This is a genomic window from Microbacterium sp. KR10-403, from assembly GCF_040196215.1.
Lineage (GTDB): Bacteria > Actinomycetota > Actinomycetes > Actinomycetales > Microbacteriaceae > Microbacterium.
This window is the reverse complement of record NZ_JBEGDC010000003.1, coordinates 103528-126045: the sequence shown is the minus strand read 5'-3', so window position 1 is coordinate 126045 and position 22518 is coordinate 103528. Positions and strand designations below refer to the sequence as shown.

Below are 22518 nucleotides of genomic sequence, written 5' to 3'. Positions count from 1 at the left end.
CGCCCGATCACTGCTCGAGCTGCGCGTCGACCGAGATCGTCGCGCCGGCGAACAGCCGCGACACGGGGCAGAGCTTCGCGGCTTCGTCCACGAGGTCTGCGAAGGCCGCGGCATCCACTCCCGGCACCGTTCCGCGCACCGTGATGTTCGAGGTCGTGATGGTGGGGACGCCGTCGACCGGGTCGAGGTGGACCTCGGCGCTGACGACCAGGCGCGTCGGCGTGATCTTGTGCTCGCCGAGCGTCAGGGCGAGGGCCATCGAGAAGCACGACGAGTGAGCGGCGGCGAGCAGCTCTTCGGGGCTCGTCTTGCCACCGGGCGCCTCGGTGCGCGAGACCCAGGTGACCTCCTGGCCGTCGAGCGCGCCGCTGCTGGTCGAGCCGAACGTTCCCTTGCCCGAGGCGAGTGCCCCGTCCCACGTCGTCGTCGCATTGCGAACCGCGATGCTCATATCGCTCCCATCGTCGATGTTTTCCACAGTGAACACTGTGGAAAACACTCTATCGCGCGCCGGCACCGTAGGGGAGTGGGCCATTCATCAGATGCGATCGCTACGCTCGCCCCGTGACCTCGCACCCGCGGAACGCCACCCGCCGACGCCTCACCGCGCTCATCCTTCTGCTCTGCGCGATCGCGGCGGGCATCGGCATCCATTACGGGGCGCCGCAAGGCACGGTCTCCGATATCTCCGGCGACGTGCTCTACGCGGCCGCCGCGTACCTCGCAGTGGTCATCGTGGCGCCGCGACTTCGACCTCTCGCGACGGGCGCCATCGCGGCCGCGTGGTGCGTCGCCGTTGAGCTGTTCCAGCTCACCGGCGTTCCGCTCGCACTCGGCGCCGCCTTTCCGCCGGCCATGCTCGTGCTGGGCACCGTCTTCGACGCCCGCGACATCGTGCTCTACCTCGTGACCTCCGCGCTGCTCGCCGTCGTCGACACCGCACTGCTCGGCGTGAGGAGACGAGCCGCGTCCCACTCGCGGTAGAGCAGCCCCAGGGTCGCGGCATCCACCTCTCCTCCCGTCGCGTCGGCGTGGGCCTGCACGTGCCGGGCGAAGGCGATCTGGTCGTCGCGATCGAGGAATACACCGAACTCCGTCTCGAGCACGTGGGCGATCCCGCCCTTGCCCGACTGCGAGTTCACGCGGATCACCGCCTCATAGGTGCGGCCCAGATCGGCCGGGTCGATCGGCAGATACGGCACGCGCCACTCGAGCTCGGCTTCGTCGACCCCCGCTGCCACGGCCCGCCGGCGGTGCTCGGCGAATCCCTTGCGGATGGCGTCCTGATGCGTGCCGCTGAACGCCGTGTGCACGAGATCGCCGACGTACGGATGCCGCGGCCCTACCGGCATGCGCGTGCAGCTCTCGACGACCTCGCGGATCACGTCGATGTCCGAGAAGTCGATCATCGGATCCACGCCCTGTGCATGCAGGTTCAGTGCGAGGGTGGCCAGGTCCACGTTGCCGGTGCGCTCGCCGTTGCCGAACACGCATCCCTCGACGCGTTGCGCCCCGGCGAGCATCGCGAGTTCGGCGCAGGCCACGCCCGTGCCGCGGTCGTTGTGCGGATGCACGGAGAGGATCACCCCGTCGCGCCGAGCGAGGTTGCGGTGCATGTACTCGATCTGATCGGCGTAGACGTTGGGTGTGGCCACCTCCACGGTGGCCGGCAGGTTGACGATCACGGGCCGGTCGGGGCATGCCTCCCACAGCGCGGTCATCGCGTCGCATACCTCGAGCGCGTAGTCGGGCTCGGTCAGCATGAAGACCTCGGGTGAGAACTCGAACCGCACCCGCGGCAGGTCGCCGGTGTGTCGCAGGATCTCGCGTCCGCCGGCGACGATCAGCTCGCGCAGCCCGTCGCGGTCGACTCCCAGCACGGTCTCCCGCCACGTCGGCGCGGTCGCCGCGTACATGTGGATCACCACCGGATTGCGGATGCCGCGCACCGACGCCACCGTGCGCTCGATGAGGTCCGCCCGCGCCGGAGTGAAGACGACGATCGTCACGTCGTCGGGCGCGAGGTCGGTCTGGGCGATCAGCCGCACGAAGTCGAAGTCGGTCTGTGACGCCGACGGATAGCCGACTTCGATCTCCTTGTAGCCCATCGCCACCAGCAGCTCGAAGAAGCGGCGCTTGCGCGCCGGATCCATCGGCTCGGCCAGCGCCTGGTTGCCGTCGCGCAGGTCGACCGGCACCCACAACGGCGCGTGCTCGAGCGTGCGCGAGGGCCAGGCGCGCGCGGTCAACGGCACGTCGACACGCGCGAAGACGTCGCGATACCGGTCCGACGGCATGTGTGAGCGTTGCTGTCGGTTCCATTCGGGGGAGTTCGACGGGATGCCGCGGTCCGGTGTGGTCAGGGTGGGAAAGGTCGTGCTCATGGTGGTGCTCCTCGAAAGCGGGTCGAAAGGTCGACCGGCGCGATCGACGCCACGACGGGGAGCCGGTCGATCAGGCCCCGTCGTGGCGACGAAGGAGGAGGTGTATGCGCTGCGGCATGTCGTAGACTGTAGCAACTCCTCAGACAAGCTGACAAGAAGGAGATGAAGGATGCCGCAGCTGCAACGATCCGCACCGCTCGCCGAACAGGCGGCCGACGCGCTGCTCGCGCGCCTCGCCGCCGGGGAGTGGGCGCTGGGCGCCAAGCTGCCGGGAGAGACGACCCTGGCCGGGCAACTCGGCGTCGGTCGCTCGACCGTGCGCGAGGGCATCCGGCAGCTGGCCGGGCGGGGGGTCCTCGAGTCGCGGCAGGGGGCCGGCGTCTTCGTCCTGGCGCTGCAGGCGCCCGAGGACTGGGATCAGCTGCTGCGCCGGGCCGACATCGTCGCGGTGCTCGAGGCCCGGACGGCCATCGAGGCCGAGGCCGCGGCCCTGGCCGCGACGCGCCGCACCCCGGTCGAGCTACGCGCACTGCACCGCCTTCTCGACGCCCGCGACGCGCACGACGGCGATGTCCCCGCGTACGTCGACGCCGACATCGCCTTCCATCGTGCGATCGTCGCCGCAGCACACAACGAGGTGTTGGCGCAGCTGTTCGACGGATTCGTCCCGCGGGTGCGGCGTGCGATGATCGACATGCTGCGCATCCGCCCCGCGCATCGCGACGCGGGCGCCGATCGCGATGTGCACCGCGGGATCGTCGACGCGATCGCCGAGAAGGATGCCGCAGCCGCGGCATCCCGCACCCGCTCCCACCTCGCCGACCTCGCGGAGAACCTGGCATGACCGTTCTGTCCCTGCACGATGTGACCTTCCGGCGCAACGGGCGGCTCATCCTCGACGACATCACGTTCGAGGTCGCGGCAGGGGAGCACTGGGCGCTGCTGGGCCCGAACGGCGCGGGCAAGAGCACGATCCTGAGCATGTGCGGCGCGAGCGCGCACCCGACCAGCGGCACCGTCGATGTGCTCGGTCACCGGCTCGGACGCGTCGACCTCCAGGAGCTGCGGCGGCACATCGGGCATGTGAACCCGCGGCATCCCATCCGCTCGCCGATGACGGTCGAAGAGGTCGTGCTCACCGGCTTCACCGGCACGATCGACACGCCGCTGCGCTGGGAGCCCACCGCCGCCCAGATCGCCGCGGCGCGCGAGCGCATCGCCCAGGTCGGGCTGACCGAGCGTCGTGACGCCGTCTGGCCGACGATGTCGCAGGGCGAGCGCGGACGCGCCCTCATCGCCCGTGCGCTCGCTCCCGAACCGCAGCTGCTGCTGCTCGACGAGCCGACGACGGGGCTGGATGTCGCGGCCCGCGAGCAGCTGCTCGAAACCGTCGACCACCTCTCGGTCGAGATGCCCGAGCTCGCCTCGGTACTCGTGACCCACCACCTCGAGGAGCTGCCGGAGAGCACCTCGCATGCGCTGCTGATCGGACGCGGCCGGATCGTGGCATCCGGACCCATCCACGAGACCGTCACGACCGAGACGGTCACGCGCGCGTTCGAGCACCCCATCGGCGTCGCGCACCACGACGGACGGTGGAGCGCCCGCGCGCTGCGCGCCGCGCGCAGCATGCTCTGAGGGGTGGATGCCGCGGGCCCCGCGTGTGCATGCCAGGCTGGAACCATGCGACACAATCCCCTCTCCCGCACCGGCCGCGACGTCTCGTCCATCGGACTCGGCACCTGGCAGCTCGGAGCCGACTGGGGCGCCGTGCGCGAGGAGGACGCGCTCGCGGTGCTCGCGGCATCCGCGGATCACGGCGTGACCCTGTTCGACACGGCCGACGTCTACGGTGACGGGCGCTCGGAGTCGCTCATCGGCCGCTTCCTCGCCTCCCGCCCGGGCCACGGCATCACGGTCGCCACGAAGATGGGCCGCCGCGTCGACCAGGTGCCCGAGAACTACACGCCGGAGAACTTCCGCGCCTGGACCGATCGCAGTCGCCGCAACCTCGGTGTCGACACGCTCGACCTCGTGCAGCTGCACTGCCCGCCGACGGCGGTCGTCGAAGCCGATGCGACCTACGAGGCCCTCGACGCGCTCGTGGCCGACGGCGCGATCGCCGCGTACGGCGTCTCCGTCGAGACCTGCGCGCAGGCGCTCGCCGTCATCGCACATCCGGGCGTCACGAACGTACAGATCATCGTCAACCCGTTCCGCCTCAAGCCCCTCGATGAGGTGCTGCCGGCGGCGCGGGCGGCAGGCGTCGCGATCTTCGCCCGCGTGCCGCTGGCCTCGGGACTGCTCAGCGGCAGGTACACCGCGCAGACGACGTTCGCTCCCGACGACCACCGCACGTTCAACCGCCACGGCGAGGCATTCGATCGCGGCGAGACGTTCTCGGGCGTCGACTTCGAGACCGGGGTGGATGCCGCGCGCGAACTCGCCGCGGCCCTGCCCGACGGGGTGAGCCTGCCCGCGGCATCCCTCGCCTGGATCGCCTCGCGACCCGGTGTCACCGCCGTCATCCCGGGCGCCCGCAGCGTCGCCCAGGCCACCGCGAACGCCGAGGCCGGCGCGCTGCTCGACGACGGGTTCGACACCGACGCGTTCGACGCCGCGGTCCGCGACGTTTACGATCGTCGCCTGCGCGCCGACATCCACCCGCTCTGGTGATTCACCCGGCGTAGACGCCGCGCTCGAAGGCCGCGACACCCTCCTCGGCGATCGGGTCGAAGAACGGCAGCAGCTGCGTCGCCCACACCGCGGCCACTCCGGACGCGCGGTCGATCCAGTAGAAGACGTTGGCCAGCCCGGCCCAGGTGAGTGACCCTGCTCGCCGGCCGCCGGGCACATCGTCCTCATTGCGCAGGAACGAGTACGCCCAGCTCTTGCGCGCACCCGGAAAGAAGTCGGCCTCGCGGGTGAGCGCCGGGATCGCCGACGGCAGAGGGGTGACGACGACTCCCGGCGCAGCCTGAGTCGCCCAGGCGAGCGTCTCGGGCCGCAGCACGCGCCCGCCGGGTGCGGAACCGTCGCCGAGCCACACGCGCATCAGCGCGAGCATGTCGGGGACAGTGGAGAAGAGCCCCTGCCCGCCCATGTCGAGTTCGGGGGTGTCGGGCGGTGACACCTTGGTGGCGACGATCGACCCGTCGCGCTGATGGCGGTAGACAGGTGACAGTCGGGTGCGCATCGCGGGGGTGACGTCGAACGAGGTCGAGTGCATGCCGCACGGGGCATAGATCCTTTGGGCGAACACGTCCTCGAGGCGCTGTCCGCGCACGGCGGCGATGATCAGACCCATCCAGTCCATCGAGGTGCCGTAGGTCCACCGCTCGCCCGGGTCGTGTAGCAGCGGCGTCTGGATCGAATCCCACAGGGGAGTGGCGGAGGGATGCCGCATCCGCTCGCGCGCGAGGAGGGCGTAGCGCTTGTCGAACATGTCGTAGGCGAGCCCGGAGGTGTGCAGCAGCAGCATGCGCGGCGTGATGTCGCGGATCGGCGGCCGGGTGCGCACGGTGCCGTCGTCACCCAGCTCCTCCAGCACCTGAAGGGCGGCGATCTCGGGCACGTACCGGCGTGCGGGCGCATCGAGGTCGATGAGCCCGTCCTCCACGCACTGCAGCGCGGCGGTCGCGGTGAACGCCTTGGTCGCCGAGTAGAAGGCGAGCACGGTGTCGGTGTCGGCGCGCCCCGCATGCAGGTAGGAAGTGGAGTCGGGGCCGGTGACGCCGGCGATGACCAGCGGGGCGCCTGCGTCGACGGCGGCGTCGACGGCGGTGTCGAGTTCGGATGCGCGCACATGTCCACTCTGCCATGTGCTTGACGCCGAAGATGAGATCCCTCTAATCTTCTTATGTGGGGACTGTGTCCGCGTGGGGCCCGACGACATGTCCGGGTCCCGCGCGAGACGCACACGGTGCGGCCTCTCGCGCGGGGTAATCTGGCGTTTCTGCAACTCGTACCGGAGGACTCGTGATTCCCGCACCCGCGCTCGTCATCGCGCTGGTGATCGTCGGACTCGTGGGTGTCGCCGTCGGTTCGCTCGTCAACGTCGTCGTGACACGCGTGCCCGCGCAGGTGCCGGTGGCGGGTGGTGTGCGCCCCCGGCTGGTCCCGTTGGCGACCGGAATCGCCTTCGTCGGCGTCGTCGCGTGGCTGCTGGGCAGCGACCTGCCGGGCCTCGGCGCGGCCGACGTGGGCGCCGCGAGCGGCTGGGTGGCGGCATCCCTCGTGCTCATCGCCTTCCTGTATCTCGCCGCCGTCAGCGTCGCGCTCGTGCTGATCGACCTCGACGTGCACCGCCTGCCGGATGTCATCGTGCTGCCGTCTTACGTGGTCGGCGTCGTGCTGCTCGGCGCCGCGTCACTGATCGAAGGGGATGTCGCGGCCGTCGTCCGCATGCTGATCGGCGGCGCGGTGCTCTATCTCTTCTACGCCCTGCTCCGCCTGATCCAGCCCGGGGGCATGGGCGGCGGCGACGTCAAGCTCGCGGGGGTTCTCGGCATCCACCTGGGGTGGGTGGGCTGGCCCGCGCTCGTCATCGGCGGGTGTGCGGCGTTCCTCTTCGGCGGCGTCTTCGGCGTCGTGCTGCTCGTCTTCCGACGCGCCACCGGGAAGACCCGCATCCCGTTCGGGCCATGGATGATCGCGGGAGCATGGATCGGCGTGATCGCCGGACCTGCGCTGACGGCGTGGTACTCGGGGCTCACCGCACTGACGGCCTGAGCGGACGGCGCGGCCCCCGGCTAGGGTGAAAAGCGTGCGTGAACGGGTACGGAGGATCACCGCGTGGGCATTGTCGCTCAGGCTGGTGCGGACGTACCTGCACTACAGCGAACGTCATGGGCCGATGCTGGCCGATGCGATCACGTACCGCGCCCTCTTCAGCGTGTTCGCGGCGGTGCTGCTCGGATTCAGCCTCGCGGGGGCATGGCTGGCGGGCAACCCCGACGCGATGGACCGGCTCACCGCGACCGTCGGCGACGTCATCCCCGGGTTGCTCGGCGACGACGGGCTGATCACGCCCAGTGCGATCACGGCGCCCGGCGCGTTGACCGTCGCCGGCGTCGTCGCCGTGGTCGGCCTGGTGGGCGCGGCGCTGGGCGCCATCACGTCCACCCGCACGGCGCTGCGCACGATCGCGGGTCGCAGTCACGACGACGTCTTCTTCGTGTGGGTCCTGCTGCGCAACATCGGCGTCGCGCTGGCGATCGCGGTCGGCATCATCCTCTCGGCGGTCGCCACCTTCGCGGTGGGTGTGCTCGCCGACGCGGTGCAGGATGCCGTGGGTCCATCGATCGCGTCGTTCGCCGCCATCGGCACGCAGGCTGCGGCGATCCTCGTCATCTTCGTGTTCGATGCGGTGATCGTGGCGGTGGTGTTCGTGGCGCTGTCGGGTGTGAGACCGCGCCCCCGTGCGCTCATCGGCGGTGCCGTGCTCGGAGGAGTCGGGCTCACGGTGCTGCAGCAGCTGTCGACGCTGTTCGTCCGCGGCGCGGCATCCAACCCGCTCCTCGCCTCGTTCGCATCGCTCATCGCCCTGCTGCTCTGGATGAATCTCTCGGCGCAGGTGCTGCTTCTGGCGGGGTCGTACATCGTCGTCGCCGTCGACGAGCAGCACGACCGCGTGCGCGCACGCTACGGGGCGCCCACGATGGCGCACCGGCGCGTGCAGCAGGCGGAGGACGCGGTGGCGCTCGCCGTCGATGAGCTCGAGCGGGCGCGCACGGCCGAGCGCGAGGCGGATCAGAAGGAGTCAGGCGGCTCCCACTGACCGCACATGCGCGTGCAGGGCCTCCAGCGTCGCCGCGACCGCCGTCGTACGCGGGCCGTCGCGCACCACGGCCCAGTACGACAGCGGATGAGCGTACGCGTCCCGCAGCACCGGAACGAGTCGTTCGTCGGCGTCGGCGAGGAAGTCGGGAAGCACGCCGACGCCCGCGCCCGCGGCCGTCGCCTCGACGTGCGCGAACACGCTCGTCGAGCGGATGGACGGGGGAGAAGCCGGCAGTCGCTGCACGGCGCGGTCGAGATCGTCGACCTGCAGCGACGATTCGACGTAGTAGATGACGGGATGCCGCGACAGCTCGTCGATCGATGCGGGAGCCCCGTGCCGCTCCAGATAATCGGCGCTCGCATACAGCCGCAGCGAGTAGTCGCACACCGGCGTCGCATACGCGCGGTGCACCTGAGGCCGTCCCACCACGACCTCGAGGTCGACGCCCGAGCGATTCTGCCGCACCCGCTGCGTGGCCGCGAGCAGCTCGACGGCGAGTGTGGGATGGTCCCGGTGCAACCGCGCCACCGCGGGCACCAGGAACGCCGAGGTGAACGCCTCGGGAGCGGCGATGCGGACCATGCCCTGCACGGGGTCGCCGCCGGTGTCGGTGCCCAGCGCGCGCAGCGACTCCTCGATGCTCTCGGCGGCGGCCATCGCCCGTCGGCCGAGCGGGGTGACCTCCCATCCGCCCGACGTGCGCACGAGCGTGCGGCCGCCCATCGCCGCCTCGAGAGCCGCGATCCTCCGTGACACCGTCGAGTGGTTCAGGCCGAGCACCTCGGCGGCGGCCGTGTAGCGGCCCAGCCGCGCCACCGCCAGGAATGTCATGAGGGCTTCGGGCTGCAGTTCGCGGGTCATGCTGACAGTGTGCATTCACGCACAGGGAGCGTGCAACATTCTCTCGTCTTTGTGCATTGAACTGCAGTGCCGGGCGCGCCTATCCTGGCGGGGACACGACGTCGACGGAGACGCCGTGCGACACCTTCGAGGAGGCAGGATGTCGACGATCGCCTGGATCGGACTGGGGCACATGGGGGCCCCGATGAGCGGAAACCTCGTGGCCGCCGGTCACACCGTGCGCGGCTATGACATCTCGCCGGCCTGCATCGAGGCGGCCGCCGCCCGGGGCGTGACCACCGTGGCCTCGGTCGCGGACGCGCTCGAGGGTGCCGACGCCTGCTTCACCTCGCTGCCGATGCCCGCGCACGTACGCAGCGTCTACGACGGCCCCGACGGCATCTGGGCGCACGCATCGGCCGGCACACTGCTGCTGGACACCTCCACCGTCGACGTCGAGACGTCGCGCTGGTGCCACGACGAGTCGACCGCACGTGGTTTCACCTTCGTCGACAGTCCGGTCTCCGGCGGGACCGCCGGCGCCGAGAAGCATTCGCTCGCGTTCATGCTGGGCGGGGCGCCGGCCGACCTCGAACGGGCGAAGGCCTTCGTCGAGCCGATGGCCGGCACCGTCATCCTGTGCGGCACGGCGACGGCGGGCATCGCGTCGAAGCTCGTGAACAACATGATGCTGTTCGTCTCGGCCGTGGGCGTCGCCGAGGGATCGCAGCTGGCGGAGCAGCTCGGGCTCGACCCGAACGTCTTCTGGCAGGTAGCCGATGCGGCGTCGGGGCAGTCCTGGCCGCAGCGCACCTGGTATCCCGTGCCGGGTGTGGTGACCACGGGAGCGGCCGACAAGAACTTCGACGCCACGTTCTCGCTCGACCTCGCCCGGAAGGACTGCTCGCTGGCACTGCAGGCCGGCGCCGGCGCGGGCCTGCACCTGCCGGCAGCCGAGCTCGCCCTCTCGCAGTTCGAACAGCTCATCGGCGAGGGACTGGGCGCCAAAGACACCATGCTCATCACCAAGCTCGTCACCGCCGACGGCTCCCTGCGCGGCTACGACCCGTCGCTCGACGGTCGTTGAGCGAGCGATACGCGTCGAAACGAAGAAGAAGGAACCCCACCATGACCACCGTCACCGAGACCACCCTCACCCAGATCCCGCACGTGATCGGCGCGCAGCGCGTCGATCCCGGCGAGCGGCGCGGCACCGTCTACAACCCGTCGCTGGGCGTTGCGGCCGGCGAGATCGGCCTGGCCGACGCGGCCCTGGTCGCCGAGGCCGCGCGCGTGGCCGCCGAGGCGCAGAAGGCCTGGCGCGACGTCGGCCTCGTCAAGCGCGCGCAGATCATGTTCCGGGTGCGCGAGATCATCACCGCGCGTGCCGACGAGCTCGCCCGCATCATCACCGCGGAGCACGGCAAGACCGTCGCCGACGCGCGCGGCGAAGTGGCGCGCGGGCTCGAGAACGTCGAGTTCTGCACCGGCCTCATGCACCACATGAAGGGCGAGTACTCCGAGCAGATCGCCACCGGCCTCGACGTGCACCAGGTGCGCCAGCCCCTGGGCGTGGTCGCATGCATCACGCCGTTCAACTTCCCCGCGATGCTGCCCCTGTGGATGGCGCCGACGGCGATCGCGGCGGGCAACGCCGTGATCCTCAAGCCCAGTGAGCGCGACCCCTCGGCTTCCGTGTGGCTGGCCGACGTGTTCCGCGAAGCGGGCCTGCCCGACGGCGTGCTCAACGTCGTGCACGGCGACAAGGGCGCCGTCGACGCGATCCTGGCCGACCCCACGATCAAGGCCGTCTCGTTCGTCGGCTCGACGCCCATCGCGAAGTACATCTACACCGAGGCCGCGGCCCACGGCAAGCGGGTGCAGGCCCTCGGCGGGGCGAAGAACCACATGGTGGTCATGCCCGACGCGGATCTGGATGCCGCGGCCGACGCCGCGGTCTCGGCCGGGTTCGGATCGGCCGGGGAGCGCTGCATGGCCATCTCGGCCGTGGTCGCCGTCGGCGGGGTGGGCGACGAGCTGGTCGCGAAGGTCGCCGAGCGTATGAAGGGCCTGAAGATCGGCGACGGCTTCGACCCCGACAACGAGATCGGCCCCCTCATCACCGAGGCCGCGCGCGAACGCGTCCGCGGCTTCGTCGCCGGTGCCGAGCCCGAGGGCGCTCGCCTCGTCGTCGACGGACGCGAGCAGCGCTTCGACTCCGACGGCTACTTCCTCGGGGCGTCCCTCGTCGACGAGGTGAAGCCCGGCATGGCCGTGTACGACGAAGAGGTCTTCGGGCCGGTGCTCTCGGTGGTGCGCGTGGACAGCTACGACGAGGCCGTGCAGCTGATCAACGACAATCCGTACGGCAACGGCACGGCGATCTTCACGCGCGACGGCAAGACCGCCCGGCAGTTCGAGTACGACATCCAGGTCGGCATGGTCGGCATCAACGTGCCCATCCCGGTGCCGGTCGGATCGTTCTCGTTCGGCGGGTGGAAGAACTCGCTGTTCGGCGACACGCACATGTACGGGTCGGAGGCCTTCAACTTCTACACGCGCCGCAAGGTCGTCACCTCTCGCTGGCCCGAGCCCAGCGAGAGCCAGATCAGTCTGGGGTTCCCGACCCACTGACGGCGCGGGCCAGTTTCGAGTCGGATGCCGCCACCCGGCCGCCCGCGGCGGTCACGAGTGCGTCCACCGCGGCGAAGAACGCCGCGTGGTCGGTCGGGGCGGCGGGTCCCAGCTCGACCTCCCACTCGCGCCAGCTCGACGCGGTGCCGCCGCGCTCGGCGGTGGCGTGCACGTGGTCGTCGACCACCTCGGCCACGAGCCGCCCGGCCTCGTCGCGCAGCGCGTAGGCGACGCGGTCGTTGCGGATGCGGGCAAGCGGCAGGAACGGCCCCGTCGCCCAGCGCGCGAGCGCCTCGACGACCGCGGCGGGCATGTCCTCGGCGGGGTCGTCGCCCAGCGGCCAGTGCCACTCGTGCTTGCCTTCGGGGGCCGACGCCTTGATGTGCCAGCCCGCGTCGGGCCCGCCTTCGCGCCGCCGGACGGCGACGCCCGCGCGGCCGAGGCTCAGATCGGCGGTGTCGAGGTAGCGGGCGTCGAGGGCACGGTGCTCCGCGGCATCCACTCTCGCCACATCGGGCAGCGTGGTCCACTCGGGCAGCACCGCCGCCTCGTCGACGTCGTACTTGCGCTCGACCTCGAGGGAATGGTTCGCCTCGGCGCTCACTCGTCCCGGCCGTCGGGGTCGGGGTTGATGTCCTCGGTGGCCTCGTCGTACACGAACCGCGCCTCGGTGGGGCCGTCGTGCGGTCCGGTGTTCTCATCCGCGCCGGCACGGCGGTAGATGAGCTGCCCCTCCCCGTAGGGGACGATGAGCGAGTCGGTCACTCCCGGTTCGAGCGGGATGATCTGCCCGTCGAGCGGGCCTCCTGCGAGACGTGCGATGGCCATGCACACAGATTACTGTCTCCGGTCCCGAAAAGAACGACGCCGCCCTCGGCTTCGAGCAGGGCGGCGTCGTCGTACGGCGGACAGTCTAGAGGTTGATCATGTGCCCCACCAGGCCGTGGAAGCCCTCCTGCAGCGCCTCGGACAGCGTCGGGTGCGTGTGCACGTTGCGCGCCGCCTCGAGAGCGGTGAGGTCCCACTTCTGCGCGAGGGTCAGCTCGGGCAGAAGCTCGGAGACGTCGGGGCCGACCATGTGACCGCCCAGCAGCTCGAGGTGCTCGCCGTCGGCGATGAGCTTGACGAAGCCGACCGGCTCGCCCAGGCCGTTCGCCTTGCCGTTGGCGGAGAACGGGAACTTCGCGACCTTCACGTCGTAGCCGGCGTCGCGCGCCTGCTGCTCGGTGAGGCCGAACGAGGCGACCTGCGGCGAGCAGAACGTCGCGCGGGGCATCATCCGGTAGTCGCCGAGCGTCATGGTCTCGGCGCCCGCGATGGTCTCGGCCGCCACGACCGCCTGCGCCTCGGCCACGTGGGCCAGCTGCAGCTTGGCGGTCACGTCGCCGATCGCGTAGATGTGCGGCACGTTCGTGCGCATGTGGTCGTCGATGTCGATCGCGCCGCGCTCGGTGAGCTTCACACCGGTCTTGTCGAGGTCGAAGCCCTCGACGTTCGGGGCGAACCCGACCGACATGAGCACCTTGTCGGCCTCGAGCGAGCCGGACTGGCCGTCCTTGCCGGTGTACGTGACGGTGACCTTGTCGCCCGAGTCCTCGACCTTCTCGACCTTCGTCGAGGTGAGGATGTCGATGCCGTAGCCCTTGTACTGCTTGGTGATCTCCTTGGAGACCTCCACGTCCTCGTTGGGCAGCGCCCGGTCGAGGAACTCGACGATCGTCACGTCCACGCCGTAGTTGCGCAGCACGAAGGCGAACTCCATGCCGATGGCGCCGGCGCCCACGATGACGATGGACTTCGGCAGCTCGCGGGAGAGGATCTGCTCCTCGTACGTCACGATGTTGCCGCCGATGGTCACGCCGGGCAGGCTGCGCACGGTCGAACCGGTCGAGATGATCGCGTTGTCGAACGTGACCTCTTCGGTCGAGCCGTCGGCCTTGGCCACCGTGATGGCGTTCGGGCCGGTGAAGGCGCCGCGGCCCTCGTACTCGGTGACCTTGTTCTTCTTCATCAGGAAGTGGATGCCCTTGACGTGGGTGTCCGCGACCTTGCGGCTGCGGTCCCAGGCCACTCCGAAGTCGAAGTGCACGTCGCCGGAGATCCCGAACAGGTCGGCCTTGTGGAGCACCTGGTGGGCGAGGTCGGCGTTCTTCAGGAGCGCCTTCGAGGGGATGCAGCCGACGTTGAGGCACACACCGCCCCAGTACTTCTCTTCGATGATGGCCGTGTTAAGGCCGAGCTGGGCGCTGCGAACGGCCGCGACGTATCCGCCGGGACCGGCGCCGAGGATGACGACGTCAAAATGTGGCATGCCTCCAGCCTACTGGTCGTCGGGGCGTCGTGAACGGGTCACCAGGAGCACGATGACGCCCGCGACGAGCACCAGCAGGACGATGCCGCCGATGATCCACGGCACCGGCGAGCTCTGCGTCGTCGCGGAGGAGGACGCGGTGGCGTCCCCGGTCGCGCAGGGGGTGGGGGATGCCGCGGCCGCGGCGTCGCCGACGGTGAAGGTGAACTCGCCCGAGACGGGGTGTCCGTCGCGCGAGACGACCCGCCAGAGCACCGTGACGGGCCCCGTGGAGTCGCCCGAGATCTTCTGGGTCACCACGTTGTCGGCGATCTCGGCGTCGCCGTCGTCGATGACGGTGCACGCGGCATCCATCACCTTCACCTGATTCGCCTCGGGGCCGGCGTCCTGCACGATGTCGCTGAAGGTGAGCGTCACCTTCTCCGGCATCGTGGCCACCGTGGCGCCGTCCTGCGGATCGGTGGACAGCAGCTGGTCGTGGGCGGAGGCGGGGGCCGCGACGCCGAGGACGGCGATCGCGGCCAGGACCGCGGAGGCGATGGCGGTGGAGACTCTCACGGCCCGGAGCCTACCCGCCGTGGTGTGGAGCAGGCTGGAGAAGTGGACATCGGTCGCCCCTCTTCAATAGGGTCGAATCGGTTAGTCTTGGGGGAAGGGAGGACGCCGTGGAAGAGAACCGCCGTCGTGACATCGGTGACATCCACCGCGGTCAGAGCACGTCCGCACGGGCGTCGTCGGATACGACGCAGACGTTCGGCCATGACTCCGACCTGTCGTTCGTCCCGTTCGGCAGCGACCTCTCCGATGCGGAGCTGAGCGCCATCGACGCGCTTCCCGCCGGTGCGGCGCTCCTGATCGTGAGGTCGGGACCGACCGCGGGCGCGCGCTATCTTCTGGACAGCGATGTGATGACCGTGGGGCGTCACCCCGAGGCCGACATCTTCTTCGATGACGTCACCGTCTCCCGTCGTCACGCCGAGATCACCCGCGATCACAGCCGGTTCGAGATCGTCGATCAGCGGTCGCTGAACGGCACATACGTGAACGGCGAACGCGTCGATCGGGCGAGTCTGGCGAACGGCGCCGAGGTGCGCATCGGCAAGTTCCGTCTGAACTTCTTCGGTTCGCCTGCAGACCTCGCCGCCGACGCGGAGAAGTGATGGCAGCGGCCTCCGCCCCCCGCCGCGCGGCGAACGGGGGAGCACTGAGCATCGGCCAGGTCCTGGCCCGGCTCAGCGGAGACTTCCCCGGGCTCACGGCGAGCAAGCTGCGCTTCCTCGAGGTGCAGGGCATCGTGACGCCGATGCGCACCGAGTCGGGCTATCGCAAATTCACCCCCGACGACGTGGAGCGCCTCCGGGTCGCGCTCACCCTGCAGCGCGACCACTACCTGCCCTTGGCGCGGATCCGCGAGTACATGGACGACGTGGACGCCGGCCGGGCCCCGTCGGCGCCGGCCGTCGTGCCGCCGTCGATCACCCCGGCGCCGCGCCGCTATCGCCGCGACGAGCTGCTGCGCGCGGCGGGCGCCAGCCCCCAGCTGCTGAACGACGCGATCAGCACCGGCGTCATCGGCGCTGCCGACAGCTACACCGATCAGTCGCTGGACGTGTTGCGGTCGCTGGTGGCGCTCGAGCGCCACGGCATCGAGCCGCGACACATCCGCACGCTGCGGCAGTCCGTGGACCGTGAGGTGGCCCTGATCGAGTCGGCGCTCGCGCCGCTGCTGCGGCGGACGGATGCCGCATCTCGCGGCCGGGCCGGCGAACTGGCGCCGGAGCTGGCGGCGCGTCTGGCCGAGGTGCGCTCGCACTTCGTGCGCAGCGCGCTCGAGCGGCTCGTGCGGTGAGTCGCGCGCGACACGCCCCGGTCGGAACGCCGATGTCGTTGCCCGCGGGGCAAAGCTCATCTACCGTGGATTCATTCCATGCGAATTCGGAAGAGGGGGATCTCCATGACCGCTGAGGATGCCACAGGCGAACAGCGGTTCGCGGTCGACCTCCTGTTCACCGACGGACTGCCGGCGATGGACGACGAGGTCGGATACCGCGGGGCCGTGGCCGCGCGTGCCGCCGGGATCACCTACCGTCAGCTCGACTACTGGGCTCGCACGGAACTCGTCGAGCCCACCGTGCGCGGCGCGAACGGATCGGGCACGCAGCGTCTCTACGGCTTCCGGGACATCCTGGTGCTCAAGCTCGTCAAGCGGCTCCTCGACACGGGGATCTCCCTGCAGCAGATCCGCACGGCCGTCGAGCAGCTGCGCGCTGCGGGCATCCGCGACCTCGCCGGCACCACGCTGATGAGCGACGGCGCGTCCGTCTACCTGTGCACGTCGAACGACGAGGTCATCGACCTCGTCAGCCGCGGCCAGGGCGTGTTCGGCATCGCGGTGGGCAAGGTGCTGACCGAGGTCGAGTCGACCCTCCTCGACTTCGACCCGCAGAAGCCCGACCCGGTCGACGAGCTGGCCGCGCGGCGCGCGAAGCGCACGGCGTAAGCCTCACGCCGCTCTCTCTTCGAGGGGGCGGCGTTTCCGCGTCCGCCGTCAGACGACGGCGGTGCCGTCCGGCGAGGGGATGCGGCCGGTGCGCATGACGCGATCCAGCAGCGCGTCGAAGTCGGCCGCGAGCTCCTGAGCGGAGTCGCCGGGCCAGATGTGCAGCGGCTTGGCCGCGCCCTGCGCCTGCTGCAGCGAGGTGCGCTCGGGCAGCTGCGGCGTGAGCACGAGCGGACCGAACATGTCACGCAGCTCCTTGATGCGGAACTGGTGCTCGATCGACTGCGGGCGCACGCGGTTGACGACGATGCCCAGCGGCTGCAGGCGCGGCGACAGGCCGCGGCGGATCTCCTCGATCGCACGCAGCGCGCGGTCGGCGGCCGCGACTGAGAACAGTCCCGGTTCGGTCACGACGATCACGCGGTCGCTGGCGGCCCACGCCGTGCGGGTGAGCGCGTTCAGCGACGGGGCGCAGTCGACCAGGACGAGGTCGTAGTCGGCCTCGACGGCGGCCAGGGCCTCTTCGAGCTTCCAGACGTCACGGACGCTCGGGTGCGGGCCGTCGAAGTTGATGGCCGACGGGCTGCCGATCATGACGTCGATCGTGCCCGGATGCACCTTCGCCCACCCGCTGGAGGTGATCGCCTGGCGGACGACCTTCTCCTTCGGGTTCGCGAGGACATCGGCGACATTGAGCCGGCCGGCGACCTGGATGTCCATGCCCGTGGACACGTCTGACTGCGGGTCGAGGTCGACGACGAGAGTCCGCACACCCCGGGCGAACGCCGCAGAGGCGAGCCCGAGGGTCACGGTCGTCTTGCCGACGCCACCCTTGAGAGAGCTGACGGAGAGGACGTGCACAAAGACCTACGTTACCGTCCCGTAGTCTGTGAAGACACTCAGCCGCTTCCGGTGTCCGCCATGTCGGACGGATGCCGCACGTATCGGAGGTCGCATGTTCTCGAAGATCCTGGTCGCCAACCGAGGCGAGATCGCCATCCGAGCGTTCCGGGCCGCGTATGAGCTGGGGGCCCGCACGGTCGCCGTCTTCCCCTACGAAGACCGGCACTCCCTGCACCGGCTGAAGGCCGACGAGGCGTACCAGATCGGCGAACAGGGTCACCCCGTCCGCGCGTACCTCGATGTCGACGAGATCGTCCGCGTCGCCAAGGAGGCGGGCGCCGACGCGATCTACCCCGGGTACGGTTTCCTCTCCGAGAACCCCGAGCTCGCAGCCAAGTCCGCCGAAGCCGGCATCACTTTCATCGGACCTCCCGCATCCGTTCTTGAAATGGCCGGTAACAAAGTCGAGGCCAAGCACCACGCGATCTCTGCCGGCGTTCCGGTGCTGCGGTCGACCGAGGCGTCCGACGACGTGGACGCGCTGGTCGCGCAGTCCGACGACATCGGCTTCCCGCTGTTCGCCAAGGCCGTCGCCGGCGGCGGCGGGCGCGGGATGCGGCGGGTCGAGACCAAGGACGAGCTCGCTCCGGCACTGGCCGAGGCGATGCGCGAGGCCGCCAGCGCCTTCGGTGACGCTCGCATGTTCCTCGAGCAGGCCGTGCTGCGCCCGCGCCACATCGAGGTGCAGGTGCTCGCCGACGGCACGGGCGAGACCGTGCACCTGTTCGAGCGCGACTGCTCGGTGCAGCGTCGTCACCAGAAGGTCGTGGAGATCGCCCCCGCGCCGAACCTCGACGACGAGATCCGCGGCCGGCTTCACCAGCACGCCATCGCGTTCGCCAAGTCGATCGGCTACCAGAACGCGGGCACCGTGGAGTTCCTCCTCGAGACCGCGGGGGAGCGCGCCGGCGAGGTCGTCTTCATCGAGATGAACCCGCGCATCCAGGTCGAGCACACCGTGACCGAGGAGGTCACCGACGTCGACCTCGTGCAGTCGCAGATGCGCATCGCGGCCGGCGAGACGCTCGCCGAGCTGGGACTGGAGCAGGACGATATCCGCCTGCGCGGCTCGGCGCTGCAGTGCCGCATCACCACGGAGGACCCCGCGCAGGGCTTCCGCCCCGACACCGGCAAGATCACGACCTACCGGTCGCCGGGTGGTGCCGGCATCCGCATCGACGGCGGCACGACCGCCGCGGGCTCGCAGATCAGCCCGCACTTCGACTCGATGCTCGCCAAGCTCATCTGCCGTGGTCGCGACTTCCCGTCCGCGGTGAAGCGTGCGCGTCGGGCGCTGGCTGAGTTCCGCATCCGCGGCGTGGCCACCAACATCCCGTTCCTGCAGGCCGTGTTCGACGACCCCGAGTTCCTCGCCGGCGACGTGTCGACGCTGTTCATCGAGGAGCGCCCCGAACTGCTGCGCGGCCGCGTGTCGAAGGACCGCGGCACGAAGATCCTGAACTGGCTCGTCGACACCACCGTCAACAGGCCGAACGGCGTGAACCCGATCAGCATCGACCCGGCTTCGAAGCTGCCGTCGATCGACCTCGGCGCGCCCGCACCCGACGGGTCGCGGCAGCGCCTGCAGAAGCTCGGGCCCGCCGGCTTCGCCGCCGACCTCCGGCAGCGCACGGCGCTGGCCGTCACCGACACGACGTTCCGCGACGCGCACCAGTCGCTGCTGGCGACGCGCGTGCGCACGAAGGACCTCGTGGCCGCCGCCCCCTACGTCGCGCGGCTGACGCCCCAGCTGCTCAGTGTCGAGGCCTGGGGCGGCGCGACCTACGACGTCGCGCTGCGCTTCCTCGGCGAAGACCCGTGGGAGCGCCTGGACAAGCTGCGTCAGGCGATGCCGAACATCGCGATCCAGATGCTGCTGCGCGGCCGCAACACGGTGGGTTACACGCCGTACCCGACCGAGGTCACCGACGCGTTCGTGCGTGAGGCCGCGGCATCCGGCATCGACATCTTCCGCATCTTCGACGCGCTCAACGACATCAGCCAGATGCGCCCCGCGATCGACGCCGTGCTGGGCACCGGCACCGCGGTCGCCGAGGTCGCGCTCTGCTACACGGGCGACCTGCTGAACCCCGCCGAGGACCTCTACACGCTCGACTACTACCTGGGCCTGGCCGAGCAGATCGTCGACGCCGGAGCGCACATCCTCGCCATCAAGGACATGGCGGGCCTCCTCAAGCCCGCCGCCGCCGCGAAGCTCGTGGGCGCGCTGCGCGACCGGTTCGATCTCCCGGTGCACGTGCACACCCACGACACCGCGGGGGGCCAGCTGGCGACGCTCCTGTCGGCCAGCGCCGCGGGTGCCGATGCGGTGGACGCCGCCGCCGCCCCGATGTCGGGCACCACGAGCCAGCCGTCGCTGTCGGCGCTGGTCGCCGCCATGGCGCACACCGAGCGCGACACCGGGCTCGACCTCGCCGCGGTCAGCGATCTCGAGCCGTACTGGGAGGCCGTGCGCCACCTGTACGGCCCGTTCGAGTCGGGTCTGCCCGGCCCGACAGGGCGCGTCTACCGCCACGAGATCCCGGGCGGGCAGCTCTCGAACCTGCGCCAGCAGGCCATCGCGCTGGGCCTGGCCGACGACTTCGAGCTCATCGAGGACATGTACGCGGCCGCGAACGACATCCTCGGGCGCGTGCCGAAGGTGACGCCGTCGTCGAAGGTCGTCGGCGACCTGGCGCTGCACCTGGCGGCTGTCAAGGCCGACCCGGCCGACTTCGCGGAGCACCCGGAGAAGTACGACGTGCCCGACTCGGTGGTCTCGTTCATGGCCGGCGAACTGGGCGACCTGCCCGGGGGATGGCCCGAGCCTTTCCGCACCAAGGTGCTCGCCGGGCGCGAGCCGAAGGTCTCGCTCACGCCGATCACCGCGGCGCAGGAGGAGGCGCTGGCCGCCGACTCGGCGACCCGGCGCGGCATGCTCAACGAGCTGCTGTTCCCGGCGCCCACCAAGGTGTTCCGTCAGCAGCGCGAGCAGTTCGGCGACCTCAGCGTGCTCGACACCGCCGACTACCTGTACGGCCTGGTCCCCGGCAGTGAGCACGTCGTCGACCTCGAGCGCGGCGTGCAGCTGTACGTCGGTCTCGAAGCCATCGGCGAGGCGGACGAGAAGGGCATGCGCTCGGTCATGACGACGCTCAACGGCCAGCTGCGGCCGGTGTTCGTCCGCGATCGCAGCATCACCGTCGAAGCGCGCCAGGCCGAGAAGGCCGACACGTCCAAGCCCGGCCAGGTCGCCGCCCCGTTCTCGGGCGCGGTGACGGTCAAGGTCGCCGAGGGCGACACGATCGAGGCGGGCCAGCCGGTCGCGTCGATCGAGGCGATGAAGATGGAGGCGGCCATCACCGCCCCCGTCGGCGGCGTCGTCGAACGGGTCGTGCTCAGCGGCACGGCGCAGGTCGAGGCGGGCGATCTTTTGGTCGTGATCAGGCCCGGGCAGTAATCTCGAGGGCGGGTTCACCCGAGCCCCGCTTCTTTGGAGACTCTCGTTTTGACGCCCGATCACACTGAACCGACGTCCGCCGACACCGATGAACGCGGTGTCCTCGACGATTCGACACGCACCGACACGTCTGCACTCGGCTTCCTCGGTGCCGCGACCGCTCAGGTGAGCGTGTCGCTGCCCGTGGCCGACGAGGACGACCTCGCCGACGATGACGTCATCGGCGACGAGGTCGTGCTGGAAGACCCCGAGGATGAGCTCGAGGCGCCTGCCGCCGTTCCGGAGCCGGCCGACGAGGCCGAGATCGAGGTCGTCGAGGCCGAGATCGAGCCCGCCGACGACGAGGCGGACGTGGATGCCGCGACCGCCGCCGATGCGGAGCCCGAGGATGCCGCACCCGCCGAGTCGGTCGCCGATGAGCCGATCGTCGCCGAGCCCGTCGCTGCAGAGCCCGCAGTCGCGGCGCCGGTCGTCACGGAGCAGGCCGTCGCGGAGCCCGCCGTCGAGGCGGTGCCCGTGGCATCCGTCGCCGACGGGGACGCGGAGGAGATCGCACCTGTTCCCGAGCCGGTCGCTGTTGGTACCGTGGCAGTCGAAGCGGCGCCGGCCCCCGTGCGGATCGCCGCGCCGGTCGATGAGGAGGCGGACGTGGACGAGACCCGTACGGAGCGCGCGCACGCGGTGGAGCGGGTCCGCACCCGTCGCCCCGAGCTGAGCCTCGCGTCCAAGCGGCTCAACCAGTTCGAGGCCGACACCGAGAGCTCCGACCTGCTCACGCCCGATCGCCTGCTCGAGCCCGGGCGCCTGTCGCGCGCCGAGCCCGAGGGGGCATGGCAGCACTTCGTGTACTCGCTTTCGGGCGGCCGGATCAACCTCGGCGACGGCAAGCGCGCGCGTGCCCGCAAGGAGCTGACGAGCCGCATCGCGGCGCCGCTGACCGGTGGTGCGCGATTCGTGCCCGTCCTCTCACGCAAGGGCGGCGTCGGCAAGACCACGATCACCACGCTCCTGGGCATGGCCCTCGCCGACGCCCGCGACGACCGGATCATCGCGATCGACGCCAACCCCGACCGCGGCACGCTGGCAGAGCGCATCACCCGTCACAACGGCAAGACGGTGCGCGACCTGGTCCGCATGAAAGACAGCGTCTCGGGCTACAACGACGTGTCGACGATCGTCGCCCGCGATGAGACGCGTCTCGACGTGCTGGCCTCCGACGCCGACCCGCAGGTGTCGGTCGCGTTCAGCGACGACGACTACGAGGACGTCGCCAAGCTCGCCGCGCACTACTACTCGGTCGTTCTCACCGACACCGGCACCGGCATCGTGCACTCGGTCATGGGGGCGACGCTGGGGCTGTCCGACCAGCTGGTGGTCGTCGCCGGCCTGAGCGTCGACGAGGCGCGACTGGCGTCCGAGACGCTCACCTGGCTGGAGACCAACGGCTACGCCGGCAAGGCGCGCAACGCGGTCGTCGTGCTGAACAATGCACGTCCCGGCGCGCCTCTGGTGCGCGAGGACGAGCTCGAGGCCCACTTCCGCACCCGTGTGCGTCAGGTCGTGCGCATGCCGTACGACGCCGCGATCGGAACCGGCAGCGCGATCGTGTTCCACGACCTCCAGCCCGAGACCCGGCAGGCCGCGCGCACGCTTGCGGCCGCGGTCGTCGAGGGCCTGCGGACGCCCGCCGCGGCGGCCTGACGC

22 protein-coding genes are annotated in these 22518 nt (G+C 70.4%); 13 read left to right on the top strand and 9 right to left on the bottom strand.

Annotated elements, in window-relative coordinates:
- Nucleotides 1-7 precede the first annotated feature (7 nt).
- On the bottom strand, nucleotides 8-451 hold the full coding sequence (locus ABMQ42_RS07330; protein WP_349722234.1) for an OsmC family peroxiredoxin: 444 nt from the start codon (nucleotides 449-451) through the stop codon (nucleotides 8-10).
- Between the two features lie 113 nt (nucleotides 452-564).
- Here ABMQ42_RS07330 and ABMQ42_RS07325 point away from each other — a divergent pair, with 113 nt between their 5' ends.
- Nucleotides 565-984, top strand: a complete 420-nt coding sequence (locus ABMQ42_RS07325) for a DUF2809 domain-containing protein (protein ID WP_349722232.1) — start codon at nucleotides 565-567, stop codon at nucleotides 982-984.
- Here the strand turns inward: ABMQ42_RS07325 and ABMQ42_RS07320 are convergent.
- A complete protein-coding gene (locus tag ABMQ42_RS07320; protein WP_349722231.1) occupies nucleotides 900-2384 on the bottom strand; it encodes a 2-isopropylmalate synthase in 1485 nt (494 codons plus the stop codon). The genes ABMQ42_RS07325 and ABMQ42_RS07320 overlap by 85 nt on opposite strands.
- A 169-nt stretch (nucleotides 2385-2553) precedes the next feature.
- Between ABMQ42_RS07320 and ABMQ42_RS07315 the strand changes: the two genes are divergently transcribed.
- Genes ABMQ42_RS07315 through ABMQ42_RS07305 form a run of 3 tightly spaced genes read left to right on the top strand, consistent with a single transcriptional unit; the run spans nucleotide 2554 to nucleotide 5060 of the window.
- Nucleotides 2554-3228 (top strand): FadR/GntR family transcriptional regulator, encoded by a 675-nt coding sequence (locus ABMQ42_RS07315; RefSeq protein ID WP_349722229.1) that lies wholly within the window; start codon nucleotides 2554-2556, stop codon nucleotides 3226-3228.
- Entirely contained in the window at nucleotides 3225-4022 is a 798-nt protein-coding gene (locus ABMQ42_RS07310) for an ABC transporter ATP-binding protein (RefSeq protein ID WP_349722228.1), read from the top strand. The genes ABMQ42_RS07315 and ABMQ42_RS07310 overlap by 4 nt, the downstream gene beginning before the upstream one ends.
- 45 nt (nucleotides 4023-4067) lie before the next feature.
- Nucleotides 4068-5060: an aldo/keto reductase gene (locus tag ABMQ42_RS07305; protein WP_349722227.1), complete on the top strand. Its 993-nt coding sequence runs from the start codon at nucleotides 4068-4070 to the stop codon at nucleotides 5058-5060.
- Between the two features lies 1 nt (nucleotide 5061).
- Here the strand turns inward: ABMQ42_RS07305 and ABMQ42_RS07300 are convergent, their stop codons facing one another.
- Nucleotides 5062-6189 carry a serine hydrolase domain-containing protein gene (locus ABMQ42_RS07300; RefSeq protein ID WP_349722226.1) on the bottom strand — a complete coding sequence of 376 codons (1128 nt, stop codon included), beginning with the start codon at nucleotides 6187-6189 and terminating at the stop codon, nucleotides 5062-5064.
- 173 nt (nucleotides 6190-6362) lie between these two features.
- Here ABMQ42_RS07300 and ABMQ42_RS07295 point away from each other — a divergent pair, with 173 nt between their 5' ends.
- Together ABMQ42_RS07295 and ABMQ42_RS07290 are read left to right on the top strand one after the other, a co-directional pair.
- Complete coding sequence (locus ABMQ42_RS07295) at nucleotides 6363-7115, top strand: prepilin peptidase (protein WP_349722225.1); 753 nt, start codon at nucleotides 6363-6365, stop codon at nucleotides 7113-7115.
- A gap of 34 nt (nucleotides 7116-7149) precedes the next feature.
- Complete coding sequence (locus ABMQ42_RS07290; protein ID WP_349722224.1) at nucleotides 7150-8163, top strand: YihY/virulence factor BrkB family protein; 1014 nt, start codon at nucleotides 7150-7152, stop codon at nucleotides 8161-8163.
- On the opposite strand, the gene ABMQ42_RS07285 is transcribed toward ABMQ42_RS07290, so the two are convergent.
- On the bottom strand, nucleotides 8146-9027 hold the full coding sequence (locus ABMQ42_RS07285; protein WP_349722222.1) for a LysR family transcriptional regulator: 882 nt from the start codon (nucleotides 9025-9027) through the stop codon (nucleotides 8146-8148). The genes ABMQ42_RS07290 and ABMQ42_RS07285 overlap by 18 nt on opposite strands.
- Before the next feature lie 139 nt (nucleotides 9028-9166).
- Between ABMQ42_RS07285 and ABMQ42_RS07280 the strand changes: the two genes are divergently transcribed.
- Nucleotides 9167-10093, top strand: a complete 927-nt coding sequence (locus tag ABMQ42_RS07280) for an NAD(P)-dependent oxidoreductase (RefSeq protein ID WP_349722221.1) — start codon at nucleotides 9167-9169, stop codon at nucleotides 10091-10093.
- A 41-nt stretch (nucleotides 10094-10134) separates the two neighbouring features.
- Nucleotides 10135-11640 carry a CoA-acylating methylmalonate-semialdehyde dehydrogenase gene (locus ABMQ42_RS07275; protein ID WP_349722220.1) on the top strand — a complete coding sequence of 502 codons (1506 nt, stop codon included), beginning with the start codon at nucleotides 10135-10137 and terminating at the stop codon, nucleotides 11638-11640.
- On the opposite strand, the gene ABMQ42_RS07270 is transcribed toward ABMQ42_RS07275, so the two are convergent.
- From ABMQ42_RS07270 to ABMQ42_RS07255, 4 genes are all read right to left on the bottom strand, one after another.
- Nucleotides 11615-12244 (bottom strand): CYTH domain-containing protein, encoded by a 630-nt coding sequence (locus tag ABMQ42_RS07270; RefSeq protein WP_349722218.1) that lies wholly within the window; start codon nucleotides 12242-12244, stop codon nucleotides 11615-11617. The two genes, ABMQ42_RS07275 and ABMQ42_RS07270, sit on opposite strands and share 26 nt — an antisense overlap.
- Nucleotides 12241-12468, bottom strand: a complete 228-nt coding sequence (locus ABMQ42_RS07265) for a response regulator (RefSeq protein WP_349722217.1) — start codon at nucleotides 12466-12468, stop codon at nucleotides 12241-12243. Before ABMQ42_RS07265 ends, ABMQ42_RS07270 begins: the two co-directional genes overlap by 4 nt.
- A gap of 85 nt (nucleotides 12469-12553) precedes the next feature.
- Nucleotides 12554-13951 (bottom strand): dihydrolipoyl dehydrogenase, encoded by a 1398-nt coding sequence (lpdA, locus tag ABMQ42_RS07260; protein WP_349722216.1) that lies wholly within the window; start codon nucleotides 13949-13951, stop codon nucleotides 12554-12556.
- Between the two features lie 9 nt (nucleotides 13952-13960).
- Complete coding sequence (locus ABMQ42_RS07255) at nucleotides 13961-14509, bottom strand: copper resistance CopC family protein (RefSeq protein WP_349722215.1); 549 nt, start codon at nucleotides 14507-14509, stop codon at nucleotides 13961-13963.
- Nucleotides 14510-14616: 107 nt separating this feature from the next.
- On the opposite strand from ABMQ42_RS07255, the gene ABMQ42_RS07250 reads away from it, so the two are divergent.
- From ABMQ42_RS07250 to ABMQ42_RS07240, 3 genes are all read left to right on the top strand, one after another.
- On the top strand, nucleotides 14617-15111 hold the full coding sequence (locus tag ABMQ42_RS07250; protein ID WP_349722214.1) for an FHA domain-containing protein: 495 nt from the start codon (nucleotides 14617-14619) through the stop codon (nucleotides 15109-15111).
- Nucleotides 15111-15800, top strand: coding sequence for a transcriptional regulator FtsR (gene ftsR / locus ABMQ42_RS07245; protein ID WP_349722212.1), 690 nt, complete (start codon nucleotides 15111-15113; stop codon nucleotides 15798-15800). Before ABMQ42_RS07250 ends, ftsR begins: the two co-directional genes overlap by 1 nt.
- Before the next feature lie 105 nt (nucleotides 15801-15905).
- Nucleotides 15906-16451 carry a MerR family transcriptional regulator gene (locus ABMQ42_RS07240; protein WP_349722211.1) on the top strand — a complete coding sequence of 182 codons (546 nt, stop codon included), beginning with the start codon at nucleotides 15906-15908 and terminating at the stop codon, nucleotides 16449-16451.
- Nucleotides 16452-16499: 48 nt separating this feature from the next.
- Here ABMQ42_RS07240 and ABMQ42_RS07235 read toward each other — a convergent pair whose 3' ends face one another.
- Entirely contained in the window at nucleotides 16500-17312 is an 813-nt protein-coding gene (locus tag ABMQ42_RS07235; RefSeq protein WP_349722210.1) for a ParA family protein, read from the bottom strand.
- A 94-nt stretch (nucleotides 17313-17406) separates the two neighbouring features.
- On the opposite strand from ABMQ42_RS07235, the gene ABMQ42_RS07230 reads away from it, so the two are divergent.
- The gene (locus tag ABMQ42_RS07230; RefSeq protein WP_349722209.1) at nucleotides 17407-20814 is read left to right on the top strand and encodes a pyruvate carboxylase; all 3408 of its coding nucleotides are present in this window, start codon (nucleotides 17407-17409) and stop codon (nucleotides 20812-20814) included.
- A gap of 48 nt (nucleotides 20815-20862) precedes the next feature.
- Nucleotides 20863-22515 carry a MinD/ParA family ATP-binding protein gene (locus tag ABMQ42_RS07225; RefSeq protein ID WP_349722208.1) on the top strand — a complete coding sequence of 551 codons (1653 nt, stop codon included), beginning with the start codon at nucleotides 20863-20865 and terminating at the stop codon, nucleotides 22513-22515.
- The last annotated feature ends 3 nt before the right edge of the window (nucleotides 22516-22518 follow it).